Annotated in this window: 25 protein-coding genes and 1 pseudogene; 13 read left to right on the top strand and 13 right to left on the bottom strand. The window is 72.0% G+C overall.

Annotation, left to right across the window (positions count from 1 at the left end; all coding sequences use genetic code 11):
- Window positions 1-5: 5 nt before the first annotated feature.
- Window positions 6-1,181: an epoxide hydrolase family protein gene (locus tag OHT74_RS35840; RefSeq protein ID WP_266670583.1), complete on the bottom strand. Its 1,176-nt coding sequence runs from the start codon at window positions 1,179-1,181 to the stop codon at window positions 6-8.
- A gap of 103 nt (window positions 1,182-1,284) precedes the next feature.
- Window positions 1,285-2,733, bottom strand: a complete 1,449-nt coding sequence (argG, locus tag OHT74_RS35835; RefSeq protein ID WP_266670582.1) for an argininosuccinate synthase — start codon at window positions 2,731-2,733, stop codon at window positions 1,285-1,287.
- Window positions 2,734-2,886: 153 nt separating this feature from the next.
- Here argG and OHT74_RS35830 point away from each other — a divergent pair, with 153 nt between their 5' ends.
- Window positions 2,887-4,494, top strand: a complete 1,608-nt coding sequence (locus OHT74_RS35830; RefSeq protein WP_328622534.1) for an FAD-binding oxidoreductase — start codon at window positions 2,887-2,889, stop codon at window positions 4,492-4,494.
- 37 nt (window positions 4,495-4,531) lie between these two features.
- On the opposite strand, the gene OHT74_RS35825 is transcribed toward OHT74_RS35830, so the two are convergent.
- Window positions 4,532-5,272 (bottom strand): TauD/TfdA family dioxygenase, encoded by a 741-nt coding sequence (locus OHT74_RS35825; RefSeq protein ID WP_328622533.1) that lies wholly within the window; start codon window positions 5,270-5,272, stop codon window positions 4,532-4,534.
- Window positions 5,273-5,398: 126 nt separating this feature from the next.
- On the opposite strand from OHT74_RS35825, the gene OHT74_RS35820 reads away from it, so the two are divergent.
- Window positions 5,399-6,718 carry an aldo/keto reductase gene (locus tag OHT74_RS35820; RefSeq protein ID WP_328622532.1) on the top strand — a complete coding sequence of 440 codons (1,320 nt, stop codon included), beginning with the start codon at window positions 5,399-5,401 and terminating at the stop codon, window positions 6,716-6,718.
- 40 nt (window positions 6,719-6,758) lie between these two features.
- Here OHT74_RS35820 and OHT74_RS35815 read toward each other — a convergent pair whose 3' ends face one another.
- Both OHT74_RS35815 and OHT74_RS35810 read right to left on the bottom strand, forming a co-directional pair.
- Complete coding sequence (locus tag OHT74_RS35815) at window positions 6,759-7,697, bottom strand: DMT family transporter (RefSeq protein WP_267001919.1); 939 nt, start codon at window positions 7,695-7,697, stop codon at window positions 6,759-6,761.
- A gap of 63 nt (window positions 7,698-7,760) precedes the next feature.
- Window positions 7,761-8,495, bottom strand: a complete 735-nt coding sequence (locus OHT74_RS35810) for an ArsR/SmtB family transcription factor (RefSeq protein WP_328622531.1) — start codon at window positions 8,493-8,495, stop codon at window positions 7,761-7,763.
- 266 nt (window positions 8,496-8,761) lie between these two features.
- Here OHT74_RS35810 and nadE point away from each other — a divergent pair, with 266 nt between their 5' ends.
- From nadE to OHT74_RS35780, 6 genes and pseudogenes are all read left to right on the top strand, one after another.
- The gene (nadE, locus tag OHT74_RS35805; protein WP_328622530.1) at window positions 8,762-9,592 is read left to right on the top strand and encodes an ammonia-dependent NAD(+) synthetase; all 831 of its coding nucleotides are present in this window, start codon (window positions 8,762-8,764) and stop codon (window positions 9,590-9,592) included.
- A 32-nt stretch (window positions 9,593-9,624) separates the two neighbouring features.
- Window positions 9,625-9,849 (top strand): hypothetical protein, encoded by a 225-nt coding sequence (locus tag OHT74_RS35800; RefSeq protein WP_328622529.1) that lies wholly within the window; start codon window positions 9,625-9,627, stop codon window positions 9,847-9,849.
- Window positions 9,850-9,954: 105 nt separating this feature from the next.
- On the top strand, window positions 9,955-11,154 hold the full coding sequence (locus tag OHT74_RS35795) for a serine hydrolase domain-containing protein (RefSeq protein ID WP_328622528.1): 1,200 nt from the start codon (window positions 9,955-9,957) through the stop codon (window positions 11,152-11,154).
- 188 nt (window positions 11,155-11,342) lie between these two features.
- Window positions 11,343-12,062, top strand: a complete 720-nt coding sequence (locus tag OHT74_RS35790) for a hypothetical protein (RefSeq protein WP_266670568.1) — start codon at window positions 11,343-11,345, stop codon at window positions 12,060-12,062.
- A 148-nt stretch (window positions 12,063-12,210) separates the two neighbouring features.
- Window positions 12,211-12,372, top strand: a pseudogene (locus OHT74_RS35785) (oleate hydratase); the annotation flags it as partial.
- 152 nt (window positions 12,373-12,524) lie between these two features.
- Complete coding sequence (locus OHT74_RS35780) at window positions 12,525-13,007, top strand: hypothetical protein (RefSeq protein ID WP_266670566.1); 483 nt, start codon at window positions 12,525-12,527, stop codon at window positions 13,005-13,007.
- 45 nt (window positions 13,008-13,052) lie between these two features.
- Here OHT74_RS35780 and OHT74_RS35775 read toward each other — a convergent pair whose 3' ends face one another.
- Together OHT74_RS35775 and OHT74_RS35770 are read right to left on the bottom strand one after the other, a co-directional pair.
- The gene (locus tag OHT74_RS35775) at window positions 13,053-13,313 is read right to left on the bottom strand and encodes a hypothetical protein (protein WP_328622527.1); all 261 of its coding nucleotides are present in this window, start codon (window positions 13,311-13,313) and stop codon (window positions 13,053-13,055) included.
- 122 nt (window positions 13,314-13,435) lie between these two features.
- Window positions 13,436-13,879, bottom strand: a complete 444-nt coding sequence (locus OHT74_RS35770) for a MarR family winged helix-turn-helix transcriptional regulator (protein ID WP_328622526.1) — start codon at window positions 13,877-13,879, stop codon at window positions 13,436-13,438.
- A 128-nt stretch (window positions 13,880-14,007) separates the two neighbouring features.
- On the opposite strand from OHT74_RS35770, the gene OHT74_RS35765 reads away from it, so the two are divergent.
- Complete coding sequence (locus OHT74_RS35765; RefSeq protein WP_328622525.1) at window positions 14,008-15,591, top strand: MFS transporter; 1,584 nt, start codon at window positions 14,008-14,010, stop codon at window positions 15,589-15,591.
- A gap of 98 nt (window positions 15,592-15,689) precedes the next feature.
- Here the strand turns inward: OHT74_RS35765 and OHT74_RS35760 are convergent, their stop codons facing one another.
- Together OHT74_RS35760 and OHT74_RS35755 are read right to left on the bottom strand one after the other, a co-directional pair.
- On the bottom strand, window positions 15,690-16,223 hold the full coding sequence (locus OHT74_RS35760; RefSeq protein WP_266670559.1) for an LppU/SCO3897 family protein: 534 nt from the start codon (window positions 16,221-16,223) through the stop codon (window positions 15,690-15,692).
- A gap of 102 nt (window positions 16,224-16,325) precedes the next feature.
- Complete coding sequence (locus OHT74_RS35755; RefSeq protein ID WP_266670557.1) at window positions 16,326-16,883, bottom strand: DUF4232 domain-containing protein; 558 nt, start codon at window positions 16,881-16,883, stop codon at window positions 16,326-16,328.
- Between the two features lie 184 nt (window positions 16,884-17,067).
- On the opposite strand from OHT74_RS35755, the gene OHT74_RS35750 reads away from it, so the two are divergent.
- On the top strand, window positions 17,068-17,397 hold the full coding sequence (locus tag OHT74_RS35750; RefSeq protein ID WP_266670555.1) for a hypothetical protein: 330 nt from the start codon (window positions 17,068-17,070) through the stop codon (window positions 17,395-17,397).
- A gap of 38 nt (window positions 17,398-17,435) precedes the next feature.
- On the opposite strand, the gene OHT74_RS35745 is transcribed toward OHT74_RS35750, so the two are convergent.
- A complete protein-coding gene (locus OHT74_RS35745) occupies window positions 17,436-21,119 on the bottom strand; it encodes a CHAT domain-containing protein (RefSeq protein ID WP_328622524.1) in 3,684 nt (1,227 codons plus the stop codon).
- A 94-nt stretch (window positions 21,120-21,213) separates the two neighbouring features.
- Here OHT74_RS35745 and OHT74_RS35740 point away from each other — a divergent pair, with 94 nt between their 5' ends.
- Together OHT74_RS35740 and OHT74_RS35735 are read left to right on the top strand one after the other, a co-directional pair.
- Complete coding sequence (locus OHT74_RS35740; RefSeq protein WP_266670551.1) at window positions 21,214-21,609, top strand: hypothetical protein; 396 nt, start codon at window positions 21,214-21,216, stop codon at window positions 21,607-21,609.
- 2 nt (window positions 21,610-21,611) lie between these two features.
- On the top strand, window positions 21,612-22,559 hold the full coding sequence (locus OHT74_RS35735; protein WP_328622523.1) for a hypothetical protein: 948 nt from the start codon (window positions 21,612-21,614) through the stop codon (window positions 22,557-22,559).
- A gap of 16 nt (window positions 22,560-22,575) precedes the next feature.
- Here OHT74_RS35735 and OHT74_RS35730 read toward each other — a convergent pair whose 3' ends face one another.
- The 3 genes from OHT74_RS35730 to OHT74_RS35720 form a co-directional block, all read right to left on the bottom strand.
- Complete coding sequence (locus OHT74_RS35730) at window positions 22,576-23,592, bottom strand: quinone oxidoreductase family protein (RefSeq protein ID WP_328622522.1); 1,017 nt, start codon at window positions 23,590-23,592, stop codon at window positions 22,576-22,578.
- Between the two features lie 97 nt (window positions 23,593-23,689).
- Window positions 23,690-24,667 (bottom strand): hypothetical protein, encoded by a 978-nt coding sequence (locus OHT74_RS35725; RefSeq protein ID WP_328622521.1) that lies wholly within the window; start codon window positions 24,665-24,667, stop codon window positions 23,690-23,692.
- Entirely contained in the window at window positions 24,664-25,962 is a 1,299-nt protein-coding gene (locus OHT74_RS35720; protein WP_266670543.1) for a flavin-dependent oxidoreductase, read from the bottom strand. The genes OHT74_RS35725 and OHT74_RS35720 overlap by 4 nt, the downstream gene beginning before the upstream one ends.
- A gap of 374 nt (window positions 25,963-26,336) precedes the next feature.
- On the opposite strand from OHT74_RS35720, the gene OHT74_RS35715 reads away from it, so the two are divergent.
- Window positions 26,337-26,927 (top strand): hypothetical protein, encoded by a 591-nt coding sequence (locus tag OHT74_RS35715; RefSeq protein WP_266670541.1) that lies wholly within the window; start codon window positions 26,337-26,339, stop codon window positions 26,925-26,927.
- The last annotated feature ends 52 nt before the right edge of the window (window positions 26,928-26,979 follow it).

Raw genomic sequence — 26,979 nt, 5'->3', positions numbered from 1 at the left:
CGCCTTCAGCCGGCCGCCGCCGCCCGGTAAGGGCGGAAGAACTCACGCAGTTCCGCTGCGTAGAGCTCGGGCTCCTCGAACGGTGCGAAGTGCCCGCCGCGTGCGGGCTCGGTCACGCGCACCACGTTCGCCGTACGCTCCAGCCATGCGCGCGGCGGGCGGACGACGTCGCCGTGGAAGAGCGAGAAGCCGGACGGCACCTCTACCCGGCGGGCGTGCTGCGCGGGCGGGATCGCGGCGTTCGCCCGGTACATGCGCATCGACGAGCCGATCGTCCCCGTCAGCCAGTAGAGCGTGACGTTCGTGAGGATCTCGTCCTTCGTGAAGCTCCGCTCGATGTCGCCGTCGCAGTCGCTCCACGCCCGGAGCTTCTCGACGATCCACGCGGCGAGCCCGGCCGGCGAGTCCGTGAGCCCGAACGCGGCGGTCTGCGGCTTCGTACGCTGCAATGCGGAGTACGCGCCTTCGGTCGCGCCCCAGGCTGCGGCGCCCTCGAGCCAGGCGCGCTCCTCGGGCGCGAGGTCCGCCGGGTCGCCGGTGAAGAGGGGCAGGCCCGCGTCGGTGCGGTGGACGGCCACGACCCGGTCGGGGTGGTCGAGCCCGAGGTAGCGGCTCACGTGGCTGCCCATGTCCCCGCCGGCCGCGCCGAACCGCGCGTAGCCGAGGACGCCCATGAGCTCGGCCCACAGGCCGGCGACGGCGATGGAGTCGAGGGGCGGGCCGGTGGGGCGGTCGGAGTACCCGTAGCCCGGCATGTCGGGCACGACCACGTCGAACGCGTCGGCGGGATCGGCGCCGTGGGCACCCGGGTCGGTGAGGAGCGGGATGACCTTCGCATAGCGCCAGAACGAGTCCGGCCAGCCGTGGCTGAGTACGAGCGGCAGCACGGGGCCGGCCGGCGCGGCGGCCCGGACGTGCACGAAGTGGATCCCGAGGCCGCCGAGCGGGACGCGGAAGTGGGGGAAGCGGGCCAGCGCCGCCTCCTGCGCCGGCCAGTCGAACCCGTCCGCCCAGTAGGCGACGAGCTCGCGCAGGTAGCCGAGGTCGGTTCCGAACGACCAGCCGGCGTCCTCCGGCACATCGGGCCAGCGCGTCGCGCGCAGTCGCGCGCGGAGGTCCTCGAGCGCCGCGGGGGCGGTCTTCGGGGTGAACGGCTCGGGGCGGGGAGCGACGTCCGGCATGCGACGCATGCTAGGCGGTCCCGCGCCGAATGAGCCGCCCCCGACGCGGCGTCGGGGGCGGCTCGTTCGGCACGGCCGGTCAATCGGCCGATCGGCCGGCCGGTCAGTCGGTGCCGGACTCCATCGCGGCGCGGTCCAGCACCTCGTCCTCGGCGGAGACCTCGCCGCGGGAGGCGATGGCCTCGGCGCCGCCCTCGGGCATGGCTCCGATCAGCCCGGTCGCAGCCGCCTGCGCGGCGCCGACCAGTTCGGGGTGGGCGGTGCCGACGATGCCGAGGCCGGCGTACTGCTCGAGCCTGGCGCGCGAGTCGGCGATGTCGAGGTTGCGCATGGTGAGCTGGCCGATCCGGTCCACCGGGCCGAACGCCGAGTCCTCGGTGCGCTCCATCGACAGCTTGTCCGGGTGGTAGCTGAAGGCGGGGCCGGTGGTGTTCAGGATCGAGTAGTCCTCACCACGCCGCAGCCGCAGCGTCACCTCGCCGGTGACCGCCGAGCCGACCCAGCGCTGCAGCGACTCGCGGACCATCAGCGCCTGCGGGTCCAGCCAGCGGCCCTCGTACATCAGCCGGCCGAGGCGCCGTCCCTCGTTGTGGTAGTGGGCGAGGGTGTCCTCGTTGTGGATCGCGTTGACGAGGCGCTCGTACGCGGCGTGCAGGAGCGCCATGCCGGGCGCCTCGTAGATGCCGCGGCTCTTCGCCTCGATGATCCGGTTCTCGATCTGGTCGGACATGCCCATGCCGTGGCGGCCGCCGATGGCGTTGGCCTCCATCACCAGGTCGACCGGGGAGTGGAACTCCTTGCCGTTGATCGTCACCGGGCGGCCCTGGTCGAAGCCGATCGTCACGTCCTCGGCGGCGATCTCGACCGACGGGTCCCAGAACCGCACGCCCATGATCGGCTGCACGGTCTCCACGCCGGTGTCGAGGTGCTCCAGCGTCTTGGCCTCGTGGGTGGCGCCCCAGATGTTGGCGTCGGTCGAATACGCCTTCTCGGCGCTGTCGCGGTACGGCAGCCCGTGGGCGACCAGCCACTCCGACATCTCCTTGCGGCCGCCGAGCTCGTGGACGAAGTCCGCGTCGAGCCACGGCTTGTAGATGCGTAGGTGGGGGTTGGCGAGAAGGCCGTAGCGGTAGAACCGCTCGATGTCGTTGCCCTTGAACGTCGAGCCGTCGCCCCAGATCTGGACGTCGTCCTCGAGCATCGCCCGGACCAGCAGGGTGCCGGTGACGGCGCGGCCGAGCGGCGTGGTGTTGAAGTAGGCGCGGCCGCCCGAGCGGATGTGGAACGCGCCGCACGCGAGCGCGGCCAGGCCCTCCTCGACCAGCGCCGCCCGGCAGTCGACCAGGCGCGCGATCTCGGCACCGTAGGCCTTCGCACGGCCGGGCACCGACGCGATGTCGGGCTCGTCGTACTGGCCGATGTCGGCGGTGTAGGTGCACGGGACGGCACCCTTGTCGCGCATCCACGCGACCGCGACGGAGGTGTCGAGGCCGCCCGAGAAGGCGATGCCGACGCGCTCGCCGGCGGGCAGGGAGGTGAGAACCTTAGACATGGGAAGAGTATGCACTTAAACGCATGTCTATGCAAACACGCCCTGGCCCTCCGCCCGCCGATCGGCCATCCGGCCCGGGTGCCGGCTCCTTCGTGCGGGTGCAGTCCCGGTTCAGCGGAGTGGCGCAGGCCGTGCGGCGGGCGGGCCGGGAGCATGATCGCCGCGAAATCGCTGGCACGGCGGAGCCCGGACGGCGGCCGCGTACTGCTCCCGTACGAGGAGAGGAACTGCACGATGGCGGGACGCCGGGATGTTCTGCGGTGGGGGGCCGGAGCAGCGGCGGGCGCCCTGGCCGGCGGTCTGGCCGGCGGGCACGGTGCCGCAGCCGCCGCCGTCACGCCCTTGCAGTGCCGGCCGCGCGAGGTCGCCGGCGGGTCCCCACCGGAGGCGGGGGCCTGGCGGCAGCTGCGCCGCAGCCTCAGCCCGGCGGCCGGCCTGTACCGGCCGGGCAGTGAAGGCTTCGGCCTGCTGGCTGCGCCGGACAACCTGCGCTACGCCCATGTGCTGCCGGCGGGCATCGTGGCCTGCGCAACGGCGGGCGACGTACAGGCGGCGGTCCGCTGGGCGGCGGCGCACGGCGTACCCCTCGCGCCGCGCTCGGGCGGCCACAACTACGCCGGGTACTCCACCACCCGGGGCATCCTCATCAGCCTGCGCCGGATGAACAGGGTGGGCGTCCGCGGCACCCGGCTGCTGCTGGGCGGAGGTGCCACCAATTCGGACGTGTACGCGGCCAGGTCGGCGAACCTGTACTTCCCCGGCGGCCGGTGCGGCGGTGTGGGCGTAGCGGGACTGGCCCTGGGAGGCGGTCTCGGCTTCAACGACCGCAAGTGGGGCATGACCTGCGACCGGCTGGCGGAGACCCGCGTGGTGCTGGCCGACGGCACCCTGGTGCGCGCCGCGGACGACGAGAACGCGGACCTGTACTGGGCCTGCCGTGGCGGAGCCGGCGGCAATTTCGGCATCAACACCGGCTTCGTCTTCGACGCCACCGACGTCGGCGACCGCATCGCCACGGTCTTCGACCTCTCCTTCGGTCTGGAGGCCGGGGTCAGGCTGGTCGCGGCGGTGCAGGAGATCCTCGCCGCCGACGACGCGGGCGACTTCGACGTGCGCATCGGCTTCAAGAACGCCGGCGACGGACAGGCCGCCTCCGTCGTCCTGCTGGGCCAGTTGCTGGGCGACGGGACGACGCTGCGAAGGATCTTCGCCCCGGTACTGGCACTGCGGCCCACGCGTGAGTTCATCGAGCAGCGCCGGTTCTGGGAGGCGCAGGACTACCTGCTGGAAAAGCCCGGGGCGCCGGACGACTACGCGTCCAAATCCCTCGTGCCGGACCGGTGGCTCGGCCCGGGGACGGTCGAGTCGGTGGTCGAGTGGGTGCGCGACTGGCAGCCGGGCGCGCCCGGCAACGCGGGTTACGTCACCCTCTTCGCGATGGGTGGCGCCAGCGGCCTCCCGGAGCCGGGCGAGACCGCCTACCCGCACCGCGGCGCCACGTTCGTCGTCGACATCGGCACCCACTGGAAGCCGGACACCCCGCAGGACGGCGTCCGGCAGCAGCTGGCCCGGACCCGCGCCCTGCACCGTACGCTCTCCCGCGACCTGGAGACCCGCGCCGCGTACGTCAACTTCCCCGACCCGGACCTGCGCGACTGGCAGTCGGCGTACTACGGCGACAACTACGCCCGCCTGCTCGAGGTCAAGCGCCGGTACGACCCCAGCGGGCTGTTCCGGTACGCCCAGGCGATCGGTACGTAGCCGGCCGGTGCCGGGCGGCCCGCTCCCCGCGCGGTGCTCAGGCGGTGTGCCCGGAGGGATGCTGCCTGAGCATGACGCGTACGAGGCACCGCCGGCGGGCGGGGTCGGCGTGGTCCTCGTAGGACGTACGGCCGTGCAGGACGCGCCGGTCGTCACACCGGACCCGGATCCGGCCGTCCGCCTGCTCGAACACCGGCGCCCACACCACGGGAGACTCCCCCGGCGGCGTGACATGACGACGGTCGAAAGCGAACCGGGTGCCGAGCCGGTCCAGCAGATCGGGGAACTCCGCGCGGCCCAGGCGGTACAGCGTCCAGCCGTCCACCAGCACCGACGCGCCGCCCTGCCGGGCCCTGCGGTGGGTGAAGAGGGCGATGACGTCGGGTTCCTGGCCGAAGGGCCGCACCGCCCGGTCATTGTGAAGGTGCAGGTAGCCGCGCGACTTCGACGTGTAGGCGTCCTCGTGGAACCGGCGGTCGTCGGTGTGCGCCGACACGCCCTCGTCCCTGACCAGCCACCCGAGGGCCGTGTCCGCGCCCCGGCCCTGCGGGAGCGGCTCCCCGAGGTGCCGGAGCATCGAAACGCCGAACTCCTGGGCTTGTCCCGTGCTCATCGTGGCGAGGGGCGTGCCCGTGACCAGGGCGAAGCCGGGGCCGTCGAGCAGCGCGTCACGCACCCGGCGGGCGAGCGCCTCGTGGTCGCGTGCGTAGGGGAGACGGAATTCCCGGGAGGAGGCGAAGCTCTCGCGCACCCAGCCGTCCGTGACACCTCGGGACATGAGCACCATCCTCCTGCCGACTGTGCCAACTCGCATATGAAGCCTAGGAGTCGGGGACAAACGCCGGGAAGACCGCCTTCCGCGCGCAGCGTTGCCGGGGACGGGGGACACGGAACGGAGGATCGGATGCGGAAGCGCCTGGGCCACGACGGCCCGCTCGTATCGGCGATGGGCCTGGGCTGCATGGGCATGTCCGACTTCTACGGGTCCGCCGACGAGGCGGAGTCGGTCGCGACGGTCCACGAGGCGCTCGAGCGGGGTCTCACCTTCCTCGACACGGCCGACATGTATGGCCCTCACACCAACGAAGAGTTGGTGGGCCGGGCCATCGCGGGCCGCCGCGACCGGGTGTTCCTCGCGACCAAGTTCGGCGTGGTGCGAGGTGAGGACCCGCGGGCGCGACGGGTCGACTCGAGCCCGGCCTACGCCAAGCGTGCCTGCGAAGCGTCATTGCGACGCCTGAACGTCGACCACATCGATCTGTACTACCTCCACCGCCGCAATCCCGACGTCCCCGTCGAAGACACCGTCGGCGCCCTGAACGGGCTGGTCCGCGAGGGGAAGATACGCCACATCGGCCTGTCGGAGGTGAGCGCCGACACCCCGCGCAGCTGGACTCGATCGGCGAGGCGATCCCGGAGGCCGCAGGCGCCCGCGCACCCGACCTGTCCCGTCTGGAGCAGTAGCGTGGTGGCCGACAGGTACGGTTTGGCCATGGATCTTTCCACGAGCGCTACCGATGAGAACTCCACGCAGTCGGCGGTCATCAAGGCCACCGCGCGCCAACTGCTGGTGAAACCGGGCGCCGCAGGGCTGTCCCTGGATGCCGTTGCCGAGGACAGCGGTCTTGCCGTCAGCGACGTGGCAGGCGTGTTCCCGCATCGGGACGACCTGCTGACCGCACTGGTCATCGACGCCTACAACGACTCCGCCGCCGCGATGGAGCAGGCCGACCAGGCCGCAGGCGCCGCCGGTGCGACGGCCGGCGCGCGGCTGCTCGCGGTGACCCGCGCACTGCGGAAGTGGTCCTTCGACCACTCCGCCGAATTCACGCTGATCTACGGCTCCCCCGTCCCGGGTTACCACGCCCCGCAGGACACCGTCCCGGCCGCCTCGCGCACCCCCGCCGTGCTGGCCGGCATCGTACGTTCCGCGCTGGCGGCCGGTGAACTCACCCCGCCCCGGCGGACGGTGCCCGGGCCGCCGCTGCTCCGGCCGGAGGCCGTGGAGCTTTTCGGCGGCGTGCCCGAGGCCCCGTTCTCCGACCTCATCGAGCGCGGCATCGTGCTGTGGAGCAATCTGATCGGGCTGCTGGTGTTCCAGGTGTTCAGCCGTACCCACGACAGCGTCCGGGACGAGTCCGCGTACTTCGACTTCGCCATCGCCGTGGCGGCCGAAGGCATAGGCCTGACGGTCCCTCTGGAGGGGAATTCCCCCGCAGAGTAGACGGTTCTGCCGCGCGCGCGGCCCTTCGCCGTCCCCGACGTCACCGGGTGCCGGAAGTCTGCACACCGGCCGCGGCGTCCGTCGGGGTACGCGGCCGGTAGCGGGACACCGCCACGCCGGCCAGGCACAGCACCCCACCGAGCAGGGTCAGCCAGGCGGGGACCTCGCCCAGGAGGGCCCAGCTCAGCAGTACGACGATGGCCGGGACGGCATAGGTCGTCGCGCCCAGCTTCCCGGCCGGCATGCGCGCCAGGGCGTAGGTCCACGTGGTGAAGGCGAGGGCGGTCGGCACGACGCCCAGGTAGACCATGTTGAGCGTCGCGGACACCGGCGCCCTCGGCAGCTCCGCGACCAGCTGCCCGGTGAACGGCAGGCAGGCCACGGTTCCGGTCAGGCAGCTGTAGGCGGTGATCTGCAGGGGCGTCCCGAAGGACAGCGCGGGCTTCTGCGCGATGACGCCGCTCGCGTAGGCCACCGCCGCGAGCAGGCACAGGACGACCCCGAGCACCGAGGTCGAGCCGTCGCCGCCGGACGACATGGACAGGCCGACGACCACCGCCCCGACGAAGGAGACGGCCATGCCGGCCAGCAGCCGCGGCGGCAGTGCCTCGCCGAGCAGGCGGGCCGCGAGCAGGGCCATGAGGATGGGCCCGGTGTTCACGAGCAGGGCGGCCGTCCCCGCGTCGACCAGCCTTTCGCCCCAGTTCAGCGCGACCGTGTAGCCGCAGAACCACACCAGCCCGGAGATCAGGATTCCGCGCCGGGCTCCGCGCGGCGGCAGGCCTTGGCGGCGGATCAGGAGCAGGGCGGCGAGCACCACCGAGGCGGCCAGCAGCCTGCCGAGGGCCAGGGCCCCGGGTGAGTACGCGTCGCCCGCGCTGCGGATGGACACGAAGGCCGACGCCCAGGCGAACACGGTGAACGAGACGGCGGCGACCGTGAGGACGGCGGGCGGAATGGAGCGCAGGTGGAACGTCATGAGCCCCACCCTATGAGCACAACACTTCGGTGTCCACCGAAATATTGCACGGGACGCTTAGGTTCAGCTCCAGGCCTCCGGGCCGATCCCCAGCAGGTCGCCGAAGGCCCGTTCCCCGGCCTCGGTCACCTCCAGCCCCCGCCCGCCGGCGGCCGGCCGCACCACCCATTCCTCGCCGAGCGCCCTCGTGCACAACCGCGCCCCGGCCAGGCCTCCCAGGTGGCGGCGCCGCTCGGTCCAGTCCAGGCAGGAGCTCGCCAGCGGCCTGCGCCCCTCGTGGACGAGGCTGACGCCGGCCCTGGCACACCACTCGCGCCCGGCCTCCGTCAGCTCGAAGACCCCGTCCGTACGGAGCAGCCCGCGCCGTTCCATGGCGTCGGTCACCGCCATCCCGAGCCGCCCGGCGAAATGGTCGTAACACGTGCGGGCGCGGGCGAGCGGGTCGGGCGCAGCCACCACGGGCACCGCGTGCGCCGCATCCCGGTCCGGGATCGCGTACGAGGCCAGCTCGTCGAGGAGGCGGGCCGTCGCGGCGTCGGCGATCCGCACGTAGCTGTGGCGGCCCTGCCGCTCGGTGACGCAGATGCCCGCATCGAGCAGGCGTGTCAGATGGCCGCTCACGGTCGACGGCGCGACCGCGGTGATCCGGGCCAGCTCACCCGCGGTCCAGGCACGCCCCTCGAGCAGCGTCATACAGATGGCGGCGCGGGTTTCGTCGGCCAAGGCTGCGGCGAAGGCGGCCAGGCGCGCCGCGGGGGCGCCACCGTCCGCCGGCGTCCCGGCATGCAATGCATTCATGCTCCCAGGATGCCCCAAGAGTTCGGTGAACAGCGAATGATCAGCCGTTGATCCGCTCCAGCGGTCGGACCGTGACGGGGTCGCCCTCCTCCTTGCCGATCGCCCTGCGGGTCTCGGCGGTCGCTGCTGGTCCATGGCGGATGGCCTCCGGCGTCACGGGGAGGGCGCTGGTGCCCCCTGGCAGCCGACTGACGGCGGGCCGGACGCTTCGACTAGGGTCGGCGGGACAGCGCACGACGATCAACCATCGACCACGAGGAGCAGCCGTGAGCCGGCCGGCGTCCACCGTTCTGCAGCAGGAGATCGCCCGGGAACTCCAGGTGTCGGAGACTTTCGACGCACACCGGGAGATCGAGCGCCGGGTGGCCTTCCTGGCGGACCGGCTCACCTCCACCGGCCTGCGCTCCCTGGTGCTCGGGATCAGCGGCGGCGTGGACTCCACCACGGCCGGACGGCTCTGCCAGCTCGCCGTGGAGCGCGCCCGGGAGAGCGGCCACGAGGCGACGTTCTACGCGATGCGGCTGCCGTACGGGGTCCAGGCCGACGAGCAGGACGCGCAGCTCGCCCTCGGCTTCATCACGGCGGACCGGGTGCTGACGGTGGACGTCAAGCCCGCCAGCGACGCCGCGCTGGACGCCGCCGTCGCCGGTGGCACCGTCTTCCGGGACGCCCACCACCAGGACTTCGTGCAGGGCAACATCAAGGCCCGCCAGCGCATGATCGCCCAGTACGCGGTGGCCGGCGCGCACGACGGCCTGGTGGTCGGCACCGACCACGCGGCGGAGGCCGTCTCCGGCTTCTTCACCAAGTTCGGCGACGGCGCGGCCGACCTGGTCCCCCTGACCGGCCTGACCAAGCGCCGGGTACGCGCCGTGGCCGACGTCCTGGGCGCCCCCGCGGAGCTGGTCTGGAAGACCCCCACGGCCGACCTGGAGACCCTGGACCCGGGCAAGGCCGACGAGGACGCCCTCGGTGTCACGTACGACGACATCGACGACTTCCTGGAGGGCAAGCCGGTCGACGAGCGCGCCTTCGACACGATCGTCAGCCGCTACCGCCAGACCGAGCACAAGCGCCGGCTCCCGATCGCGCCGTAACGGAACGCCTGGCCGGGACAAAGGGGGCAGCTGTGCCGCGAAGGGTCTGGCGCCGGGTGGTGGCGGGCTGGGTCGCCGTCGTAGTGGCCGGCGGCGCATACACGCTGTACCTCGACGACTCGACGAGCGCCACGCCGGAGCCGAAGCGGTGGGAACGCAGCCCGTCACCGAGTGACGCGCCGCTCCCGTGCCCCACCACCCAGAGCGGCGAGGTGGCTCCCACCGCGGCCTCCTGCAGCTACTGGCAACGGAGCTAGGGAAGGCGGAGGTCGCGCGCCGGGGTACGGCGCTCCTACGATGGTGGGAGCACCTCGGGGGCTCGGGGAACGTCGTCCGATCGACCCTGGGCAAGGTGACCGATCATGGGCAGGTACCGCCCGTTCCGAGGGCGCCGGACCCGCCGGACGGCCGTACCCGCCGCGGTGGTGCTTCTGCTGGCCGCCCTGTGTGCGGGCACCGGCCCCGACCGGCCGGCCGTCGGCTCCGTACGCGAGAACTTCGATCCCGCCACCGTGCAGAAGCTGGACGCGGCGATCGCGAAGGTGATGAAGCAGACCGGCATGCCGGGCCTCAACATCGGCCTGTGGATGCCCGGCCGCGGCGTGTACGAGAAGTCCTTCGGCGTCGCGGACAAGAAGACCGGCACGCCCATGAAGTCCGACCTCTACTCGCGGATCGGCAGCGTCACCAAGACCTTCACCGTCACCGGCGTCCTCCAGCTCGTCGACCGGGGCAAGGTCGGCCTCGACGACCCCATCTCCCGGTACGTTTCCGGCGTCCCCGGCGGGGACGCCGTCACCCTGCGCCGGCTGGCCGAGATGCGCAGCGGCCTCTTCGACTACACCAAGGACGAGAAGTGGCTGGCGGAGCTGCGCGCCGACCCGCACCTCACGTACACCCCGCGGCAGCTCCTGGACGTCGCCTTCCGCCATCCCCCGAACTTCAAGCCCGGCGCCAAGTGGGAGTACAGCAACACCAACACCGTCCTGCTCGGGATGCTGGTCGAGAAGGTCAGCGGGCAAAGCCTCGGGGACTACCTCCGGGATCACGTGACAGCGCCGCTGAAGCTGAACGACACCTCGCTGCCCACCGACAGCGCCATGCCCGACCCGCACGCCCACGGGTACACCGACTTCACGCCGAAGGGCACCGTTGCCGACGCCACCGACTGGAATCCCTCCTGGGCCTGGGCCGCCGGCGCAATGATCTCCGATCTCGACGACCTTCACACCTGGGCGCCGGCGCTGGCCGACGGCCGGCTGCTGACCAGGAAGACGCAGGCAGAACGGCTCCGGACGCTCCCGGTCGGGGTCGTCCCCGGCGCCTCGTACGGCCTCGGCATCCTGAACTTCAACGGCTGGCTCGGCCACAACGGGGAGCTGCCCGGCTACGAGACCATCGCCGTCCAGCTGCCCGCCGAGAAGGCCACCCTGGTCGTGCTCGTCAACAGCGACATCGACTACCAGGGCAAGAACCTGTCCGGCATGATCGGGAACGCGGTCACCTCCATCGTGACCCCCGACCATCTCTGGCCCGCGCCGGTGACCGCCCCGCCGAAATAGTCCCCGGACGGCCTGGGCATGCTCACTCGCCCGCCGCCCTCGCAGCGCGCACCGTGGCGGAGTTGCGCATCGTGACGGCGTGGAGGGAGGCGGCCACGACCATGCCGCTACGGGACCTCGCGCGGGGAGTGGGCGCGTGCCCGTGTGACCATGGCCCCTTTGGCACATCCGCACCTCATGGGGGGACCATGCGCACCCGTACCACCACCGTCTCGACCGGCATCGCCGCCGCACTCGCGGCGTTGCTCGTCCTGGCCGGCTGCACCTCGCCCGGTGGGAGCCCGAAGCAGAAGCCGGGCAGCGCGGTCGCCACCGCTCCCGCTCCCGCCGCGCCGGGCAACGGTTCCGGGTACGAGGGGCCCCGACCCCAGGACCAGAACCTCCTGGCCTGGACCGGCGACCCCAACGACGCCGGGCACGTCACCGCCCAGTCCGCTGCCGGGGTAGGTGGACGGGTCACCCTCGTACGGATCGTGCTGCGCGAGCAGATCACCTGGTCCAACATCTGGCTGGGGCTGGCCGGCATCGACCCGAACGCCCAGCTCTCCCAGTCCTACCTCGGCGTCTACGACGCCACCGGGGCGCTGCGCGCGTCCACCGCGGACATCTCGCCGCAGCTGATGACCGACGCGATCGCCAAGCCGCTGCCGCTGGCCAAGCCGTTCACCGCCGCCCCCGGTACGTACTTCGTCGCCCTCCTCCTCAACGGCAACTGGGCCACCAACGCCCTCACCCTCAAATCCACGGGCGCCGGGATCTCGGTCAACGCAGGCCTGACCCCGCCGAACCTCCGCTACAGCACGGTTCTGACCGGCCAGACCTCCCTGCCGGCCACGCTGAATCTCGCCGAGCAGTCCACGAGCACCATCAACACCGGCTGGGCCAGCCAGTGGTACGGAGTTTCCTGAACCGGGTCCTGACGCCGGCCCGACCGGCGCCGGAGCGGGTCCGTGTCGGGCATCTACCGGACCCGCTTCAACCAGTTCGACTCGATCGTGCGCCCGTTGCTGAGGTGGGCTCATCGATCAGGGCGTGACGCTTCGACCGGACACGCGGGTCACCGACCTCGCCCTGTTCACCGTCGAGTACTCCGTACGCACCGCCTGGACTGCGGTGGCCACCCTGCTCGGCCTCGACAGGCAGCCGCCACCGGTCTACAAGGGGCAGCACCGCCCCAAGGTCCTCGTCGAGGCCCTCGAGACACTCCACCGGCGGTGACCCGCTCTTTGCCCGGCCCCCGGCTCTCCGGGGCCGGGCCCGAGAGCCGACGGACGGCGCCCCCCGCCGCAGCGGGTGCGGGGTAGGTCCGGATGGGGGAAGCTGGGGACGGGTGCAGCACCTACGGCAGACGGATGACCCGAGGAGGTCCCGTGGACGTTTCAGGAGACGGCGGGCTCGCTGCTGCACGCCGAGCCCGGGTGCGGACGGCCACGCTGCTGTGCGCGGCTGCGGCCCTCGTGGTGGGCTCCGTGCCCGCCTCCGCGCAGACCCGGGCCGCCCCGGAACCGGATCCCGAACCGGTCGTGGTCGTGGACTGCTTCTCCGAAGCCCAGGTACGCCCCGAGGAGTACCTGCTGGCCTGTGGCGACGGAAACAACCGCCTCGTCCGGCTGAACTGGGACACCTGGGGTCCGCGGAAGGCCACGGCCACCGGCACCGACATGGTGAACGACTGCAAGCCCTATTGCGCGGCCGGCCGTTTCCACGCGTACCCGGTCACGGTGACCCTGAGCAAGCCGGAGCCCTGGCCCGGGCATCCCGACATCCAGCGCTTCACGACCATCAGGCTCTTCTATCCCGACACCGCGCCGTCCCCGGTCCCCAAGGACGTCACGTACAAGCTCGTCTACTGAACGGGCAGCGGTGCAGCGGGCCGTGCCACGGCAACCGGCGGGACGCTATCCGCCGACGCGGGCACTGATCAGGTAGTCGGCCTCCTCTAACAGCCGTGCCCGCCGCTCCTCTTCCCGGGCGCGCTCGAGCTCTCCCCGCAGCGCCAGTTCGGTGCGCAGGACCGCCGCCCGCGGTACGGGGATCCGCTGACCGGGTTTCTCGGTGAACGGCTGCAACTCCGCGGCCGACACCTGGGCGTCCTCCGACGAACCGCGGCGGAGCGAAAGGAACACCCGGGCCAGCCAGTCGGCCGGGATCTGGACCATGAGATCAGTCATATCCGGAAAACGACAGGCGACCCCCGCCGTGACTCCCCCTCCCCCGACCGGCTCAGTGGGCAGGGGTCGGACAGCGGTCGGACAGCGGCCGACCCGCGGTCACTTGGCGGTCACTTCGCCGAAGGCTCATGGCACGCAACGGCGATGGCCGACATCCAGGCGACGGCCGCCTCGCGCTGCTGCGGCGTCAGTCCCGCCTCGAGCGCGGCCTCCCGTCGCTGGACGGCCGGCAGCGCGGCCTCGTAGCGGGTCTCGCCGAGATCGGTGAGGTGCAGCTGGTGCGTCCTGCGGTCGGTGGGGTGGGGAGAGCGGGTGATCAGGCCGTCGCGTTCCAGCGCCGCGAGCATCTCGTTGGCGGCCTGGCGGGTGCTCCCGACCGAGCGGGCCAACTGGGCCACCGACATGCCCGGCGACTCCTTGACCATCATCAGGGTCGCGAACTGCGGCACGGTGAGTCCGAATTCCTCCAGCTCGGCCCCGATCGCCGCCCGCATGCCGAGCCACGTGTGGCGGACCAGGAAACTCAGCACTCGGTCGTGGCTCTTCTCGCCCACGAGGTGACCTCCAAACTCTTGATTGACAGGAACTTGACGAGTTTGCCACGATGGCCAGAACGTCAAGTACCTGTCGATTCTAGGCGCACGGCAGCGCCGGAACCCTCTTGATCCGAAGGTAGTCACGTATGTCATCCGCCATGCCACCGACGCCGTCCACGCCACAGCGCAGCCGCCAACGGCTCATCCTGGGCGTCCTCGTCTTCGCGCAGGTCCTCATCTGGCTCGACGGCACCATCCTGTCCACCGCCTTCGAGACGCTCACGGACCCCGTCCGCGGCCTGGGTGCCACACCCGGCCAACTCCAGTGGGCCACGGGCGCGTACACCCTGGCCTTCGCCGGCCTGATGTTCACCGGGGGTGCGCTCGGAGACCGGTTCGGGCACCGCAACACCCTGCTCGCGGGCATGGCCGTGTTCGGCGCCGCCTCCGCCTTCGCCGCGTACGCGTCCACGCCCGGCCAACTCATCGCAGCCCGGGCCGTGATGGGCGCCGGGGCCGCGTTACTCGTACCGGCCACCATGGCGGTCGTCAGCTGGACCTTCGAGCCCGAGCAGCGGCCGGCCGCCTACGGCACGCTGTCGTCCTTCGCCGGAGTCGGGATCGCCGCGGGGCCGATCCTGGCCGGGGGGCTGCTGGCGAAGTTCTGGTGGGGCTCGGTGTTCCTCGTCAACGTGCCGGTGGTCCTCCTCGGCCTCGGCTTCATCGCCCGGTACGTGCCGAACTCCCGTAGCCCGCAGGTCCGCCGCCTCGACCCGGCCGGACTCCTGCTGTCGACCGGCGGCCTGGGCCTGCTCGCGTACGGCCTGATCCGCGCCGGCCAGGAGGCGTCCTTCACGGAGCCGCGCGTCTGGGGATGCACCGCCGCGGGCATCGCGCTGATCGCGGCGTTCGTCGTCACCGAGCTGCGGATCGCCCACCCCAGCTTCGATCCCCGGCTGCTGATGCAGCGCCGCTTCGCCGCGGGGAACGTTACCCTGATGATGGTCTTCCTGACGATGACCGCGGGCTCGTTCTACCTCGCGTTCTACCTGCAGGGCGCGCGCCAGTACTCGGCGTGGGACGCCTCGCTCCTCGGCCTCCCGGCAGCGCTCGGCGTGGTCGTCGGCTCGCCGATCGCCGTCCGGCTGACCCGCCTGACGTCGGTGCGGCTCGTCGGTGCGATCGCGCTGACCGTCGCGAGCCTGGCGATGGGGTCGTTGGCCCTGTTCGACGCGACCACACCGATCGCGTGGTACCCGGTGGTCATGCTGGTCCAGGGCACCGCGATCGGCATGGTGATCGCTCCCGTCACGGGCGCGGTTCTGGGTTCCCTGCCGCTGGAACGGGCCGGAGCGGGCAGCGCGGTCAACAGCACCCTGCGCCAGACCGGCAGCGTGCTGGGCATCGCGGCCGGCGGCACGATCACCTCGATCGCGTACCGGCACTCGATCGAGGGCTCACTGACCGGCCTTCCGGATCCGGTCCGGCAACAGGCCCGGGTCTCGGCCGAGCTGGCCCGGCACGTGGCGGCCGCCACGCACGACCCCGCCCTCGCCAAGGCGGCCGACGCCGCGTTCATCCACGCCATGCACGTCGGCGCCCTGTGGACGGCGGGATTCGCCCTGATCGGCGTGGTGGTCCTGGTACTCGGCTTCCGCCCGGCCCGCCGCACACCCCCGCCCGCCCCGGCCCACCCGACGCCCCTCGCGACGAGTTCCACGGCGTCCTGACCCCCGCGCAGCCCAAGAGCCGCAGCTCCAGCCGCAGCCGCCGCGGAACCCGCTGGTTCCGGGGCGGCTGCGTGGAGGACGGCCGGTATACGGCTCGGTCAGCTCTTCTTGATCTCGTCGATGCAGAGCACGAACTGCTTGCCCGAGCTGCGGCGGGAGCCCCTCATCTGCTCCTGGTAGCCGATGTCCGATTTGCCCTGGCACTGCTTCGTGTCGAGCGTGTCGGGTATCACCTTGACCACCTTGAACTCGGCGTCGGCGCCACCGCACTTCACCACCTGCAGGTCAGGGGTCACCGTGCTCCCCTTGTTCGTCAGGCAGTCCCCGACCTCCGCCTTGTCCGCGTCGTCGCGGCTCGCGAAGTAGCCGACCGCAAGCATGATGACGACAACCACGCCGACGATGATCTTGAGGATCTTCATGATCCCCATGCCTCCGCGCCGGGCCGGCGGAGCCGGCGGTGCCGCGAACTGCTGCGGGTGCGGGTACTGCTGGGGCGCGACTCCGTAAGGGGGCTGGGCCTGCTGCTGCGGGTATCCGTATCCCGGCTGGGGCGGGTACCCCTGCGGCTGCTGTCCGTTCGGGACAGGCTGGCCGTACGGGCCGGGGCCCTGCTGAGGCGGATAGGTCATATGGGAATCCCCCGTGAGCGTGTGCATCCTACGTAATTTGACGTGCGCACGCTATATCAACCTGCTGTCACCAGCCGCATTGCACTCACGGCAACGGCGGTGTCAGGAACCCGCCGCGCGGAAGGCCGTGGCGCGGACACTGTTGCCGCACAGCGCGAAGTTGCCGCCGTCTTCCGGCGCCAGCTGGTACCTCCCGCCCGCGACACCCACCACCATCGACGGTGCGACGGTGGGATCGGCTCCGGAGTCGCAGTAGCCGTCCGCCTCACCGAGAACCGGTGTGTAGGTGAGCCGCGCCGAGGCCTCGCCCCCGGGCGCCAGTTGCACCGGCCGCGCCTTCCCCTGGCGGGTGACCTGAAGGGGCCTGTTCTTGTCCGGTGAGCCCTGGCCCGCGAGAGCCACGGTGGGGAAGCCGTTCAGTACGCACGGCTTCGAACCGTGGTTGCTCACGGTGATCAGCACATGGGTGAAGTCGGTTGGCTGCGCGCTGTCCGCAACGATCTGGCTGCTCGTGCACGGGGCCGCCGGGGCGAGACGCAGGGCGTCCGCGGCTGCCGCTGTGCCGAAGCCGGCGCCTGCCAACAGGCCTCCGGCCATGGCGCCCGCCACGAGCAGCACGGACGAGACCTTGACCGCGCCACTTCGCGTTGCGCATTTCATGGGTTGTCCTCCACGCTTCCACGGCACGGCCCACAGTCCGGGCCGGCCTCCTCCCAGCGTCCCACCCACCCGCACCATCGGCGCGGCACGGGCCCTGTCGCCCCCGATCGACACGCCGGACCGGGCGGGGGACGATGGAAAGGACGGACACACCGCTTTTCCCTCGGCTTTCTCGGGAGGAAGCATGTTGAACCGACGCATACGCCTGCTGCTGCTCACCCCTGTGATGGCCGGCGTATTCATCGCCGCACCTGCCGCCCTCGCATGGAGCACAGCGGCCGCCGCCCCCACGGCCACCTGCTCCATCTCCGGCGTCTTCGACAACGGCAAGGTGCACCTGTCCGGCGGCGGCTTCACACCGGGGACCGCGTTCCTGTCCTCGCCGACCGCCGCAGGCGGATCCTTCACGATCGGAGCCGACGGCGGGTTCCAGATGCTGAACGTGGAGAACGCCCAGTACACCGTCTCGCAGGGCAACGAGCGCACCGATTGCAGCGGCTTCAACGGCGGTTAGGGGCGACCGGAGCCAAGCGCGACCGAAGCCGTTCCAGGTCACGCCCCGGCGTGAAGATGCGCGGCCCACAGCAGCGGGGTGCCCCTCCGGTCGTAGCCGGGCGGCAGGTCGTCACCGTCCCGTAGTTGTCGTACGGCCTCGTGCAGTGCACGGGCGGCCCGGTCCGGGTCGACGGCTGCCGAGTCGGTCCCCAGGCCGTCGTAGAAGGCCCGGGCGATGCGGACGGCGGTCTGGTCGTCGATCTCCCACAGGGTGCCGATGACGTGCGGGAAGCCGGCGAGTTGGAACGCCGAGGTGAGGTGGATGGCCTCGTCGAGCAGGTCGACGGTGTCGACGGCCGCGGTACGGCAGGCGGAGAGGTAGGCCAGCCTGACGTGGTCGAGGGCGACGGGGGCCAGGCTCTTGACGGTGAGCGGGTCGTCCTCGTGGTCGTGGAGCAGCAGCCGGCTCTGTGAGGGGTCGGCGGGATCGCTGCTTCCATGGCAGGCGAAGTGGGCGATCGCGCAGTGGGGCAGCCGCGCCAGTACGCGGGCCTTCGTCGGGGTGGTGGCCGGTGCCGGGTCCGCCTGCCCCCCGCCGTGTTCCGTCTCTCTGAGGACCACGGGATCGGGAAAGCGGGCCTCCAGCATGGCGACTTCGGCGTCGACGAACCGCAACCGGCCCTGCCCGGGCAGTCCGGGCGTGGTCGGCATGGCGACGACCAGCGCCCGGCCCGCCGTGGTGGGGTCGTTCCCCTCACGCCGGCTGCGTTCGCGGGCGTAGCGCAGCGCGCGCACGGTCGGGGTGTAGGAGGAGACGACCCGGTCCATCACGGTGCGCCGGTGCGGGTCGTCCGGCGCGTCGGTGTGATGGCCGGCGGCGTGGAGGGGCAGGAGTCCGAGCAGTCCGCCCGGCACCCACCACACGCGTGGCATGACGTCATCTGCCCGTTCGGTCGTGGGCGGGGAACCTTTGTGTCCCAGGGCGTCCAGCACGGGGCCGGCGGCGGCGTTCCAGAGCCATTCGAGGACGTCGACGAGCACGGACTGCGCCTGTTCCCGCTCCTGCCGGTCCGCTCCTGCCAACGCCGTGTGCTGTGCCTGCCGGAAGGCGTTGACCCGATCGACCACGGTGGTGTACTCGAGCTCGGGCAAAGGGAGGCTGGTGATGCCCTCGGCCGTGAGCAGCAGTGCGTCGCTACGGTGGCTGCTGACGTTGAACACCACGATCGGCCCGTGGGACGCCTCGGCCCTGAGTTCGTCGATGGTGGGCGGGAGGGCGAAGGAGGCGAAGCCCTCCAGGGTGCGGATCTCCGCCAGGACGGCGGTGAACTCCTCTGCCAGCCGGTGCCTGTTCTGCACGGCGAGGTCCTGGCGCAGCCGGTGTGGCGCCCCGTCGCCGTCGTCTTCGACGGCGACCTGAGTATCGGCCGGCTGGTCCATTCGGTCACGCAACTCGGCGAACCTCTGCGCCAGTTCGGGATGGCGTCCGCGCAGGTCGGTCAGATCGCTGCGGATCTCCAGTGCCTGGCCGAGCAGTACCGCGCGGCCCACCTCCAGCAGCCCCAAGGCACGCTCCGCCCGCCCGTCCGCGGTCCCGCCCGGAGCCGCGAGCACGAGCGCGGCGGCCGTGGCGGTCATACCCGCCGTATTACCGATGACATGCTGCTGATCCTGGCGCTCCAGCCGGCGCGGGGCCAGCCGGGGCATCAGGCGCACCGCCGCATCCGCCGTGTCGGCCGCCCGCTCCGCATCACCGGACTGCGCCAGGAGCCGAGCCGCGGACAGCCCTGCGTCGACCCGGACGGACACGGTTGCCGATGCCGTTGTCGACACCGCCGACCAGGCGGCCACCGCCGCCTCCCGGTCCGCCGCATCTCCGTCCTGCTGAAACCGGGTCAGCAGCGCATCTCCGAGGTTGTTCAGGTATGGGGCGCGCTCGGGGTGGTCCGCGGGAGCGGTCCGCACCGCCTGCCGGCCCACGTCGATCGCGGCGTCCAGGTCCGATCGGAGGCCGGTCCGGCCGAAGCGGGCCCTGAGCGCGGGGCCGAGGTTCGACAGGTACCGGGCACGGTGGGGGTGGTCGGCCGGGACGGCCTCGACCGCCTCCCGATGGCGGACGATGGCGGCGTCCAGGTCCGCGACGACGCCGGTCCGTGCGAACCGGACCTGCAGCGCTCCCCCGAGATTCGACAGGAACATCGCGCGATGGTGATGACTCGCAGGCGCCGCGTCCACCGCCCGGCGGCCCATCTCGATGGCGCCGTCCAGGTCCCCGATGTCGCGGGTGCGCTCGAACCTGGCCCGCAGCATGTTCCCGAGGTTGGAGAAGTACCGTACGCGCTCGGGATGGTCGGCGGGCACGGCCTCGACCGCCTCCCGAAGGCGGTCGATCGCGGCGTTCAAGTCCCCGAGCGCGCCGATCCGCTCGAACCGGACCCGTAGCGCTCCCCCGAGGTTCGACAGGAACATCGCCCGGTCCGGATGCCCGGGTGTCGCGGCCTCCACCGCCTGCGACCCCACCTCGATGGCGGAGTCCGCGTCCGCGGGGAGGCCGACCCGCGCGAACCGGTCCTGCAGCGAGACCCCGAGGTTCGACAGGGCCATCGGGCGACCACGGTGGCCGACGGGCAGTGCGTCCAGTGCCTCCCGTCCCGCTTTGACGGCGGCCTCCAGGTCCCCGATGGCGCCGGTCCGCTCGTAACGGAGCCTCAGTGCGTTGCCGAGGTTGCACAGCGCCACGGCCAGCGGCTCGCGACCGCCGGCGGTGGCCGCCTCGACCGACTGCCACCCCGCTTCGATGGCGGCCTCCAGGTCCCCGATGGCGCCGCCGTGCTCGAACTTGGCCCGTAGCGCGTTCCCGAGGCTGGACAGGACATCGGCGCGGTCGGGATGGTCGGCCGGCATCACGTGCACCGCTTCCCTGTGCAGGACGATGGCGCTGTCCAGATCCGCGGCCGCTCGGGCTCGGGCGAACCGGGCGTGCAGCAGGTTCCCGAGCCCGGTCAGCATCGTCGTGCGGTAGAGGGGGCCGTCCGAATCGTCCTGCAACGCCTCCCGGAGCAGGGCGATGGCGCTCTCGAGATCCGCGGCCGCTCCGGCTCGGTCGTACCGGACGCGCAATGCGTCTGCGAGGTTGAAAAGGTACATGGCGCGGCCGCGTTCCCCGGAGGCCGATGACAGCGCCTCCCGGAACCGGTCGATCGCGGCGTCGAGGTCTTCCGGGGGGCCACCCCGTTGGACCATGAGGCGCAGCGCGTTCCCCAGGGCGGTCAGGTGGATGGCACGGTGGGGGTGTCCGACGGGGACGGCCTCTACGATGCGCTGCCACAGGTTCACCAGGCCGGAGAGCCGTGCCCGGTCGTCCCACTTCCATGCGTCCGCGAGCAGTGGCAGTGCGTACCCTGCCGCATTCTCCGCGAGCAGGGGCACCAAGGGCTCCGGCAGATCGCCGACGCCGGCCAGGAAGCACGCGGTGAACGCCGTCACGGCATCCCGGAGGTCGGGTTGGTCCTGGTCTGCCGGTACGGGTACGGCCTGGTGGCGGAACCAGTAGAACCAGCCGAGCAGATGGTGGACGGGGAGGCCGTCCCCACCCGGCAGCAGCTCCGCAAGCAGCTGCGCTTCCCGGAGGGCGCCGGCTTCCAACACCGGTGCCAGGTCCCGGGATTCCACAACCCGCCGGAGACGCACCTCCATTGCAGCCAGTCGTACGGCGCGCTCAGGGCCCCCCGGATCGCTCATGCCCGGTGATGCTAGTCCCACGACCCGTGGAGCGACGGGTAGTTCCTCGGATACGCTCCGCGACAGCGGGACACCGAGCCGCCGGGGGCAGAGCATGACCGAGGCCGACGAGACGGCACGCCGACTGGGGATCGTATGCGCGAACGCGGACCGTATCCGCGGGCGTCTGCGCCGCGGTCCGACCGGAAACGACGCAGTCCTGCAAGAGGTGCTCACCGCGGTGCAGGACGGGCGGGAGACGGCCCGTCCGGTCGACGACCTGCATGCGGTCCTGCAGTCCTTGGGTGACAACCAGGGCCTGTACGCATACGGAGGGACCGGGAGCACGACGGAGCGCCGGGTCCATGCCGCGGGTGTGCACCGCGACCGCTCCGGCGAGCCGGTGTACCTGTGCCCCGCCGACCGGTGTACGCGCTACGGGTGGCCGGGCCACGGACCGGCGCCGGTCTGCGCCGTCAGCGGCGAGCCGCTGCGCCTGGATCGGCTCTAGCGGTGGGGACCCTGCTGGGAGAACTCGGCAAGAAGCTTGCCGAGCGGTGGCTGTCCCTGCTGGTGCTGCCCGGCGCCCTCTACCTCGCGGTCGCCGTCGCGGCCCGGACGCTCGGCCAGGCTCGTCCCTTCGCCGTGGAGCGCCTGACCGGCCAGATCAGCGCGTGGGCCGGTGCGCCGGTCGCGCGCACCGCCGGAGGCCAGGTGGTGGTCCTGGCGGCGGTACTGGGCGGCGCCGCCGCCCTCGGGGTCCTCGCACAGGCTCTGGGCTCCGCCGCCGAACGGCTCCACCTCGCCACGGACTGGTACACCTGGCCGGCTCCGGCCCGCGCGCTCGCGCACCGGATCACCGTCCACCGTCAGCACCGCTGGCGGACGGCGGCCGAAGCCTGGCACCGGCACCGGGAGGAAGCCGCAGACGCCCGCACCCGCGGCGCACGCGTGGACCCCGCCGGGCGGCATGCCGCCCGGGCGGCGATGCTCCGGATATCCCCCGAGCGGCCGGACCGCCCCACGTGGAGCGGCGACCGCATCCATGCCGCGTCCGTGCGCGTGGACCGCGACCACCACCTCGATCTGGCCACCCTGTGGCCCCACTTGTGGCTGGTCCTGCCGGACACCACACGGACCGAGATCACCGCCGCGCGCCAGGCCCTGACGCGTGCCACCACACTGTCCGCCTGGGCGCTGCTCTACCTGCCCCTCGCCCTGTGGTGGTGGCCCGCGGCCGTGATCGCGGCCGCTCTCGCCGTCACGGCCCGGCAGCGCACCCGTACCGCTGCCGAGGGCTACGCCACCCTGCTCGAGGCCGCCGTGCGCCTGCACGCCCGTGACCTGGCCGGCCCACTCGGGATGGCCCCGCCCGGTCCCCTCACCCCTGAGGTCGGGGACGCGCTGGGCCTCCACTTGGCACCCAGCCCGCCGCCGCCACCGTACGACGGGGCTGTGTGAGAGGTGAGAGCGACCGTCAGACCGTTTCCCTGTGCTTGACGGCTTCCGACGCTCCGGAGGCCCGTTCGTCTCCGCCGGCGGGCACGAACACGAGCCGCGTGCCGGACCGCAGCGGGGATTCCCAGGCGGCTTCCACCTCGGCCATCGGCACGGCAACCGCCTCGGTGGCCGGCACCAGGTCGGGCAGGCGGTCGAGCAGCTCGCGCAGGGCGGCATCGCGGCGGGCGCCCGAGATCGAGCCGAGTCCGCTCCCGCAGACGCTCACGTCCCCCTTGCGCAACCACGCGGACGGCACGGTCATGTCGGCCCCGGCCGCGGAGCCGACCTGCACCCACCGCAGGGGTCGGGTGAGATCGGAACGGTGGCGGAGGATTCCGTCGAGCGCCAGCTCGGCAGGCCGATCCCACAGATAGTCGAGCACGATGTCCACGTCGGCGGCCGCCGCGCCGAAGGCGGCCGCGATGTCCTCGTCGGAGCCCTCGAGAGCCACCGTACGGTGGGCGCCCAGGGCTGCCGCAGCCTGCAGTGCCAGCGGATCGCGCCCGGCCGCCACGACGGAGCCCGCGCCTTGGTCCAGGGCCAGCTGGATCGCGGCCCGCCCGGCGTTGCCCGTGGCACCGAGTACGAGTACCGAATCGCCCCTGCGCAGCCGGCTCCGCTCACGCAGCGCGATCCATGCGGAGGACGCGGGGTTCATGACGGCGGCGACGGTGACCGGGTCGAGCCCCTCCGGTACGGGCATGAGCGCGGCGGCCGGTACGGCGACGCGCTCGGCCATCGTCCCGTGCGGGGGCTCCAGCCCCGAGATGTAGACGAGTTCACCGGCCGCGGTCCGGCCCACCCCGTCGAACCCGGGGATCAGCGGCAGTGCCTCGCCACCCGTGTAGTGGCCGCCCGAGGCGAACGAGCGCACCAGCGGGTACAGCGCGGCCGCCAGTACCTCGACGACCACCTCGCCGGCCGCGGGGGTGGGCTCGGGCACGGACTCGTACCGGGGCGGCTGCCCCAGGGCGTGGACCACGGCTGCGTACATGAACTGGCCCCCAAATGGGTGATTAAGCGGCACGGCGGACAGCCCCGATTGTGACGGCTCCCTGCCGGACGCGCCCGCTGCGCCACGCGGCAGAGGTTCACCGGCCCGCCGTGACGAGGCGGTGCGCCCCGGCCGAGTGGACGAAGTCCGTGAGGGAGACGGTGTAGTCCCCCTCGCCGGGGCGGTAGGCGGTGCAGTACCGCGTGGGGTACCAGCCGGGGATCCGCCAGGCGGCCGGCTGGGGAACGGCCTCGCAGGTGCGGTGGCCGGGCGAGGTGCGGTGCCGTTGGAGGAAGTCCCGGGTGAGCATGGGCTCCATGAAGATCAGGTCGCCCGCGTAGGCCCCGTAGATGAAGGTCTGGCCGCTGAGCGTGCCGGTGGACGGGGGGCGGCTGTCCAGGTGCGCGCCCATGGCGCCTTCCGCGGTCTGCGGGCTGCTCGCGGGGTAGCCCGCCGGCAGGTACGCGGCCGGGACGGGCCTGCCGGCCGTGGCCAGTTGGCCGCAGGCGATGAGCAGGGCGCAGCCTCCGGTCTTGATGCCCGACCGGACCTCGCGGGGGACGAGGTAGAAGTGCACGTCGAAGTGGGCGACGTCGTAGCGGCCGTGCGGGTTGTGACCGTGCGGGTTCCAGTTGAACAGCACCCACCGGAAGGGCAGGCCGGCCGAGGCGGCCGGGGCGGTCGGCAGGGCGAGTTCCAGGCTGTGGCCGCCGACGCACTCGTGCGTGTCGTCGACGCTCCCGTCGGCGTCCGCGTCGTAGCAGTGCTTGCCGTCGGTGGGGGTGCTGGGCAGGGCGGTGACGGCCGGGGCGGTCAGGGAGACTCCCAGGGTTCTGGGGATCCCGCCCTGGTACTCGCCGTACGTACGGACCGTGCCGCGGCCCAGACGGACGGCGGGACCGTACGTGGAGCACACCGCGCCGCCGGCGTTGTCACCGCAGTCGGGCAGGCGCGCGGCCGAGCCGGAGGGCGCCGGCGGGGCCGCGGGCCGCCCGGTGGCGGACAGGAGGGCCGCCAGCAGCGCGGCGGAGGCGAGCGCGGCGGCGGAGGTGGACCGCAGACGGGAGTTGTTCATACGGCGACGCTCCAGGAGGAACGCGCATTGAGCGCGGTGGCGTCCACGCCGGTGACCTGGCGCGTACAGGACTTGATGCCGTCCAGCCTGTCTTCCGGCAGGACGTGGCGAATGTCGAGGAAGCCGTTCGGGGCAAGGGCCTCCACCTGGCGGAGGACCGGGTCGGGTTCCAGCCGGCGGTGCGCCGCGAGGAGGAGGGTGGTCTGCGGGCGGCGGTCCGCCTCGTAGCGTGCCAGGGCCTCGTCCACGTCGTGGTGGGCGAGCGCGTACGCCAGGACGCGGGCGTCGACGACGGCCTGCGAGGCGCCGTTGGAGCCGGTCGGGTACAAGGGGTGGGCGGCGTCGCCGAGCAGGACGACACGGCCGTCCGTCCACGCCGGCAGCGGGTCGCGGTCGATCATCGGGTACCGGCCGATGCGGGGCGCTTCGGCGATGATGCCATGGAGGTCGAGGAAGTCGCTGCGCCAGCCGTCAAGGTGCACGAGCACCTCCTGCGGCGGTACCGCACGGTCCCAGTCGGCCCCGCCTCGCGCGTCCTCGACGCCCAGGCCGTCGTCGGTGCGGCTCTCCACCACCCAGTTGAGCAGGCACCGCCCGCTCCCGTCGGGCCGGGACACGGGATAGGCCACGGCCTTCACCCGCGCGTTGCAGCCGACGATGACCATCGTGCGCCCGTCGAGGAAGGGCGGACCTTCGGTCACCCCGCGCCACATGGATATCCCGTTGCCGAGCGGCGGGCCCTCGTCCGGATACATGGTCGCACGCACGGCGGAATTGATCCCGTCCGCGCCGATGAGCAGGTCGCAGGAGAACGGGCCCGGCCGGCCCTCCACGTACGCCCGTACGGTGGGCCGTCCCTGCTCCCGGCCCTGCTCGTACCGTACGAGGCGCTCTCCTGTGACCAGCGCCCCGGGGCCGAGCCGGTCCCGGACCGCCGACAGCAGGATGTCCTGCAGGTCCGCCCGGTGCACCGAGTACTGCGGCCAGTTGTAGCCGGCGGCGCGTCCGCGCGGCTCCGACCAGATCAGGCCGCCGTAGCGGTGGTGGTACTCCAACCGGGCGGTCGCCACCGCGACGTCGCCGAGCGCCTTCGCCAGACCGAGTTCCGTCAGCTCGCGCACGGCGGCGGGCTGCAGATTGATTCCCGCGCCGACCGCGCGCAGGTTCGGACACGCTTCCAGGATGAGCACATCGTCCAGGCCTGCCGCATGAAGGCTCAAGGCCGTTGTCAGTCCGCCAATTCCGGCACCGGCGATCACGATGCGCGGAGAATTCTTTCGGCCGTACGGAGACATGCCCTCTACCTCCTGGGAAAGACGCCTTCCGTTGAAAGTGCGGTACTTCACCGATGAGTACAACCACGGTTGCAAGAGGTCAAGATGCCCAGGTCAGGCATCTCCGTTCACCCGATCAGGCTACGGCCAAGTGCCGCCTGATGGGTGACATGGCTTTAATCGGGTGTCGGCAACAGAAAGGCTGCGACATGCATCAAGTGACGTTCGAACCGTGCGACGTCCAGCGCCTCCAGCATGCTGTTGACTACGCCCTCCACGCCTCCAAAAAATCACTGGACGCTCTCCTGCCACCCTGGATACCGGGTGATCTCAAACGGGAAATAAAGAGCGGATGCGTTGTATCGCATTGCGCAACGCTACTGTTCCCGGAAACAGTGGAATCCGCTCTCGAGTACTTCGAGGAGAACGGCTGGCCCGCATCGACCACCATACCGAGCGTGCTGGTGAAGCGCCGTCTGGTGGAGCGTCACCGGCTCCCGGGCGATGCGGACATACGGGTGACGCGACTGCGCGTCACGAGCGGCCTGGCGCCCGAGGTCGAGGTCTTCCTCTTCCCGCGGTGCAGCCCCGGCTACACGGACGACGTGGGGGCGCAGGAGCGCGTCCACGGTTTCGAGAACCACGTCGGCCTTTTCATGGACAGGCCCGACGCGAGCGCGCTCGCCCGCCTGGCGGACCGCCTCGAGACCACCGGCCGAATGGTGTACGAGGGTTCGGCGCACAACCCCCACGAGAACACCACCATGCTGTATTTCGCCCCCAGCGCGTCCGTGGCCACGTCCCGGCGCCGCTTCCCGCGATGGGAGCTGCAGTGCGCAGGCGATCTGACGGCTTTCGCCGACCGGCGCCCGGTCCGGAGGCAGGCGCTGTCCAGCGCGTACGCAGCGCTCAGGGCGAACCACGTGGACGGCGGTACGACACGGTCCGCCCGCCGCCCCGTTCCGGCGGCGGTGCCGAACGGCTGACCACCGCGTGTGGGCTCCCCTCTTCGGCGTGCTGCCGCGTACGAGGCGGGGA

The organism is Streptomyces sp. NBC_00354 (assembly GCF_036106915.1).
Taxonomy (GTDB): Bacteria; Actinomycetota; Actinomycetes; order Streptomycetales; family Streptomycetaceae; genus Streptomyces.
The sequence above is the reverse complement of the archived record's forward strand: the minus strand, read 5'-3'. Positions and strand labels throughout refer to the sequence as shown.

Bases quoted from the DNA above. Each gene is read 5' to 3' on its own strand.
- OHT74_RS35840 (WP_266670583.1), bottom strand. From the start codon at position 1,181: ATGCCGGACGTCGCTCCCCGCCCCGAGCCGTTCACCCCGAAGACCGCC.
- argG (WP_266670582.1), bottom strand. From the start codon at position 2,733: ATGTCTAAGGTTCTCACCTCCCTGCCCGCCGGCGAGCGCGTCGGCATC.
- OHT74_RS35830 (WP_328622534.1), top strand. From the start codon at position 2,887: ATGATCGCCGCGAAATCGCTGGCACGGCGGAGCCCGGACGGCGGCCGC.
- OHT74_RS35825 (WP_328622533.1), bottom strand. From the start codon at position 5,272: ATGTCCCGAGGTGTCACGGACGGCTGGGTGCGCGAGAGCTTCGCCTCC.
- OHT74_RS35820 (WP_328622532.1), top strand. From the start codon at position 5,399: ATGCGGAAGCGCCTGGGCCACGACGGCCCGCTCGTATCGGCGATGGGC.
- OHT74_RS35815 (WP_267001919.1), bottom strand. From the start codon at position 7,697: ATGACGTTCCACCTGCGCTCCATTCCGCCCGCCGTCCTCACGGTCGCC.
- OHT74_RS35810 (WP_328622531.1), bottom strand. From the start codon at position 8,495: ATGAATGCATTGCATGCCGGGACGCCGGCGGACGGTGGCGCCCCCGCG.
- OHT74_RS35795 (WP_328622528.1), top strand. From the start codon at position 9,955: ATGGGCAGGTACCGCCCGTTCCGAGGGCGCCGGACCCGCCGGACGGCC.
- OHT74_RS35790 (WP_266670568.1), top strand. From the start codon at position 11,343: ATGCGCACCCGTACCACCACCGTCTCGACCGGCATCGCCGCCGCACTC.
- OHT74_RS35775 (WP_328622527.1), bottom strand. From the start codon at position 13,313: ATGGTCCAGATCCCGGCCGACTGGCTGGCCCGGGTGTTCCTTTCGCTC.
- OHT74_RS35765 (WP_328622525.1), top strand. From the start codon at position 14,008: ATGTCATCCGCCATGCCACCGACGCCGTCCACGCCACAGCGCAGCCGC.
- OHT74_RS35760 (WP_266670559.1), bottom strand. From the start codon at position 16,223: ATGACCTATCCGCCTCAGCAGGGCCCCGGCCCGTACGGCCAGCCTGTC.
- OHT74_RS35755 (WP_266670557.1), bottom strand. From the start codon at position 16,883: ATGAAATGCGCAACGCGAAGTGGCGCGGTCAAGGTCTCGTCCGTGCTG.
- OHT74_RS35750 (WP_266670555.1), top strand. From the start codon at position 17,068: ATGTTGAACCGACGCATACGCCTGCTGCTGCTCACCCCTGTGATGGCC.
- OHT74_RS35745 (WP_328622524.1), bottom strand. From the start codon at position 21,119: ATGAGCGATCCGGGGGGCCCTGAGCGCGCCGTACGACTGGCTGCAATG.
- OHT74_RS35740 (WP_266670551.1), top strand. From the start codon at position 21,214: ATGACCGAGGCCGACGAGACGGCACGCCGACTGGGGATCGTATGCGCG.
- OHT74_RS35730 (WP_328622522.1), bottom strand. From the start codon at position 23,592: ATGTACGCAGCCGTGGTCCACGCCCTGGGGCAGCCGCCCCGGTACGAG.
- OHT74_RS35725 (WP_328622521.1), bottom strand. From the start codon at position 24,667: ATGAACAACTCCCGTCTGCGGTCCACCTCCGCCGCCGCGCTCGCCTCC.
- OHT74_RS35720 (WP_266670543.1), bottom strand. From the start codon at position 25,962: ATGTCTCCGTACGGCCGAAAGAATTCTCCGCGCATCGTGATCGCCGGT.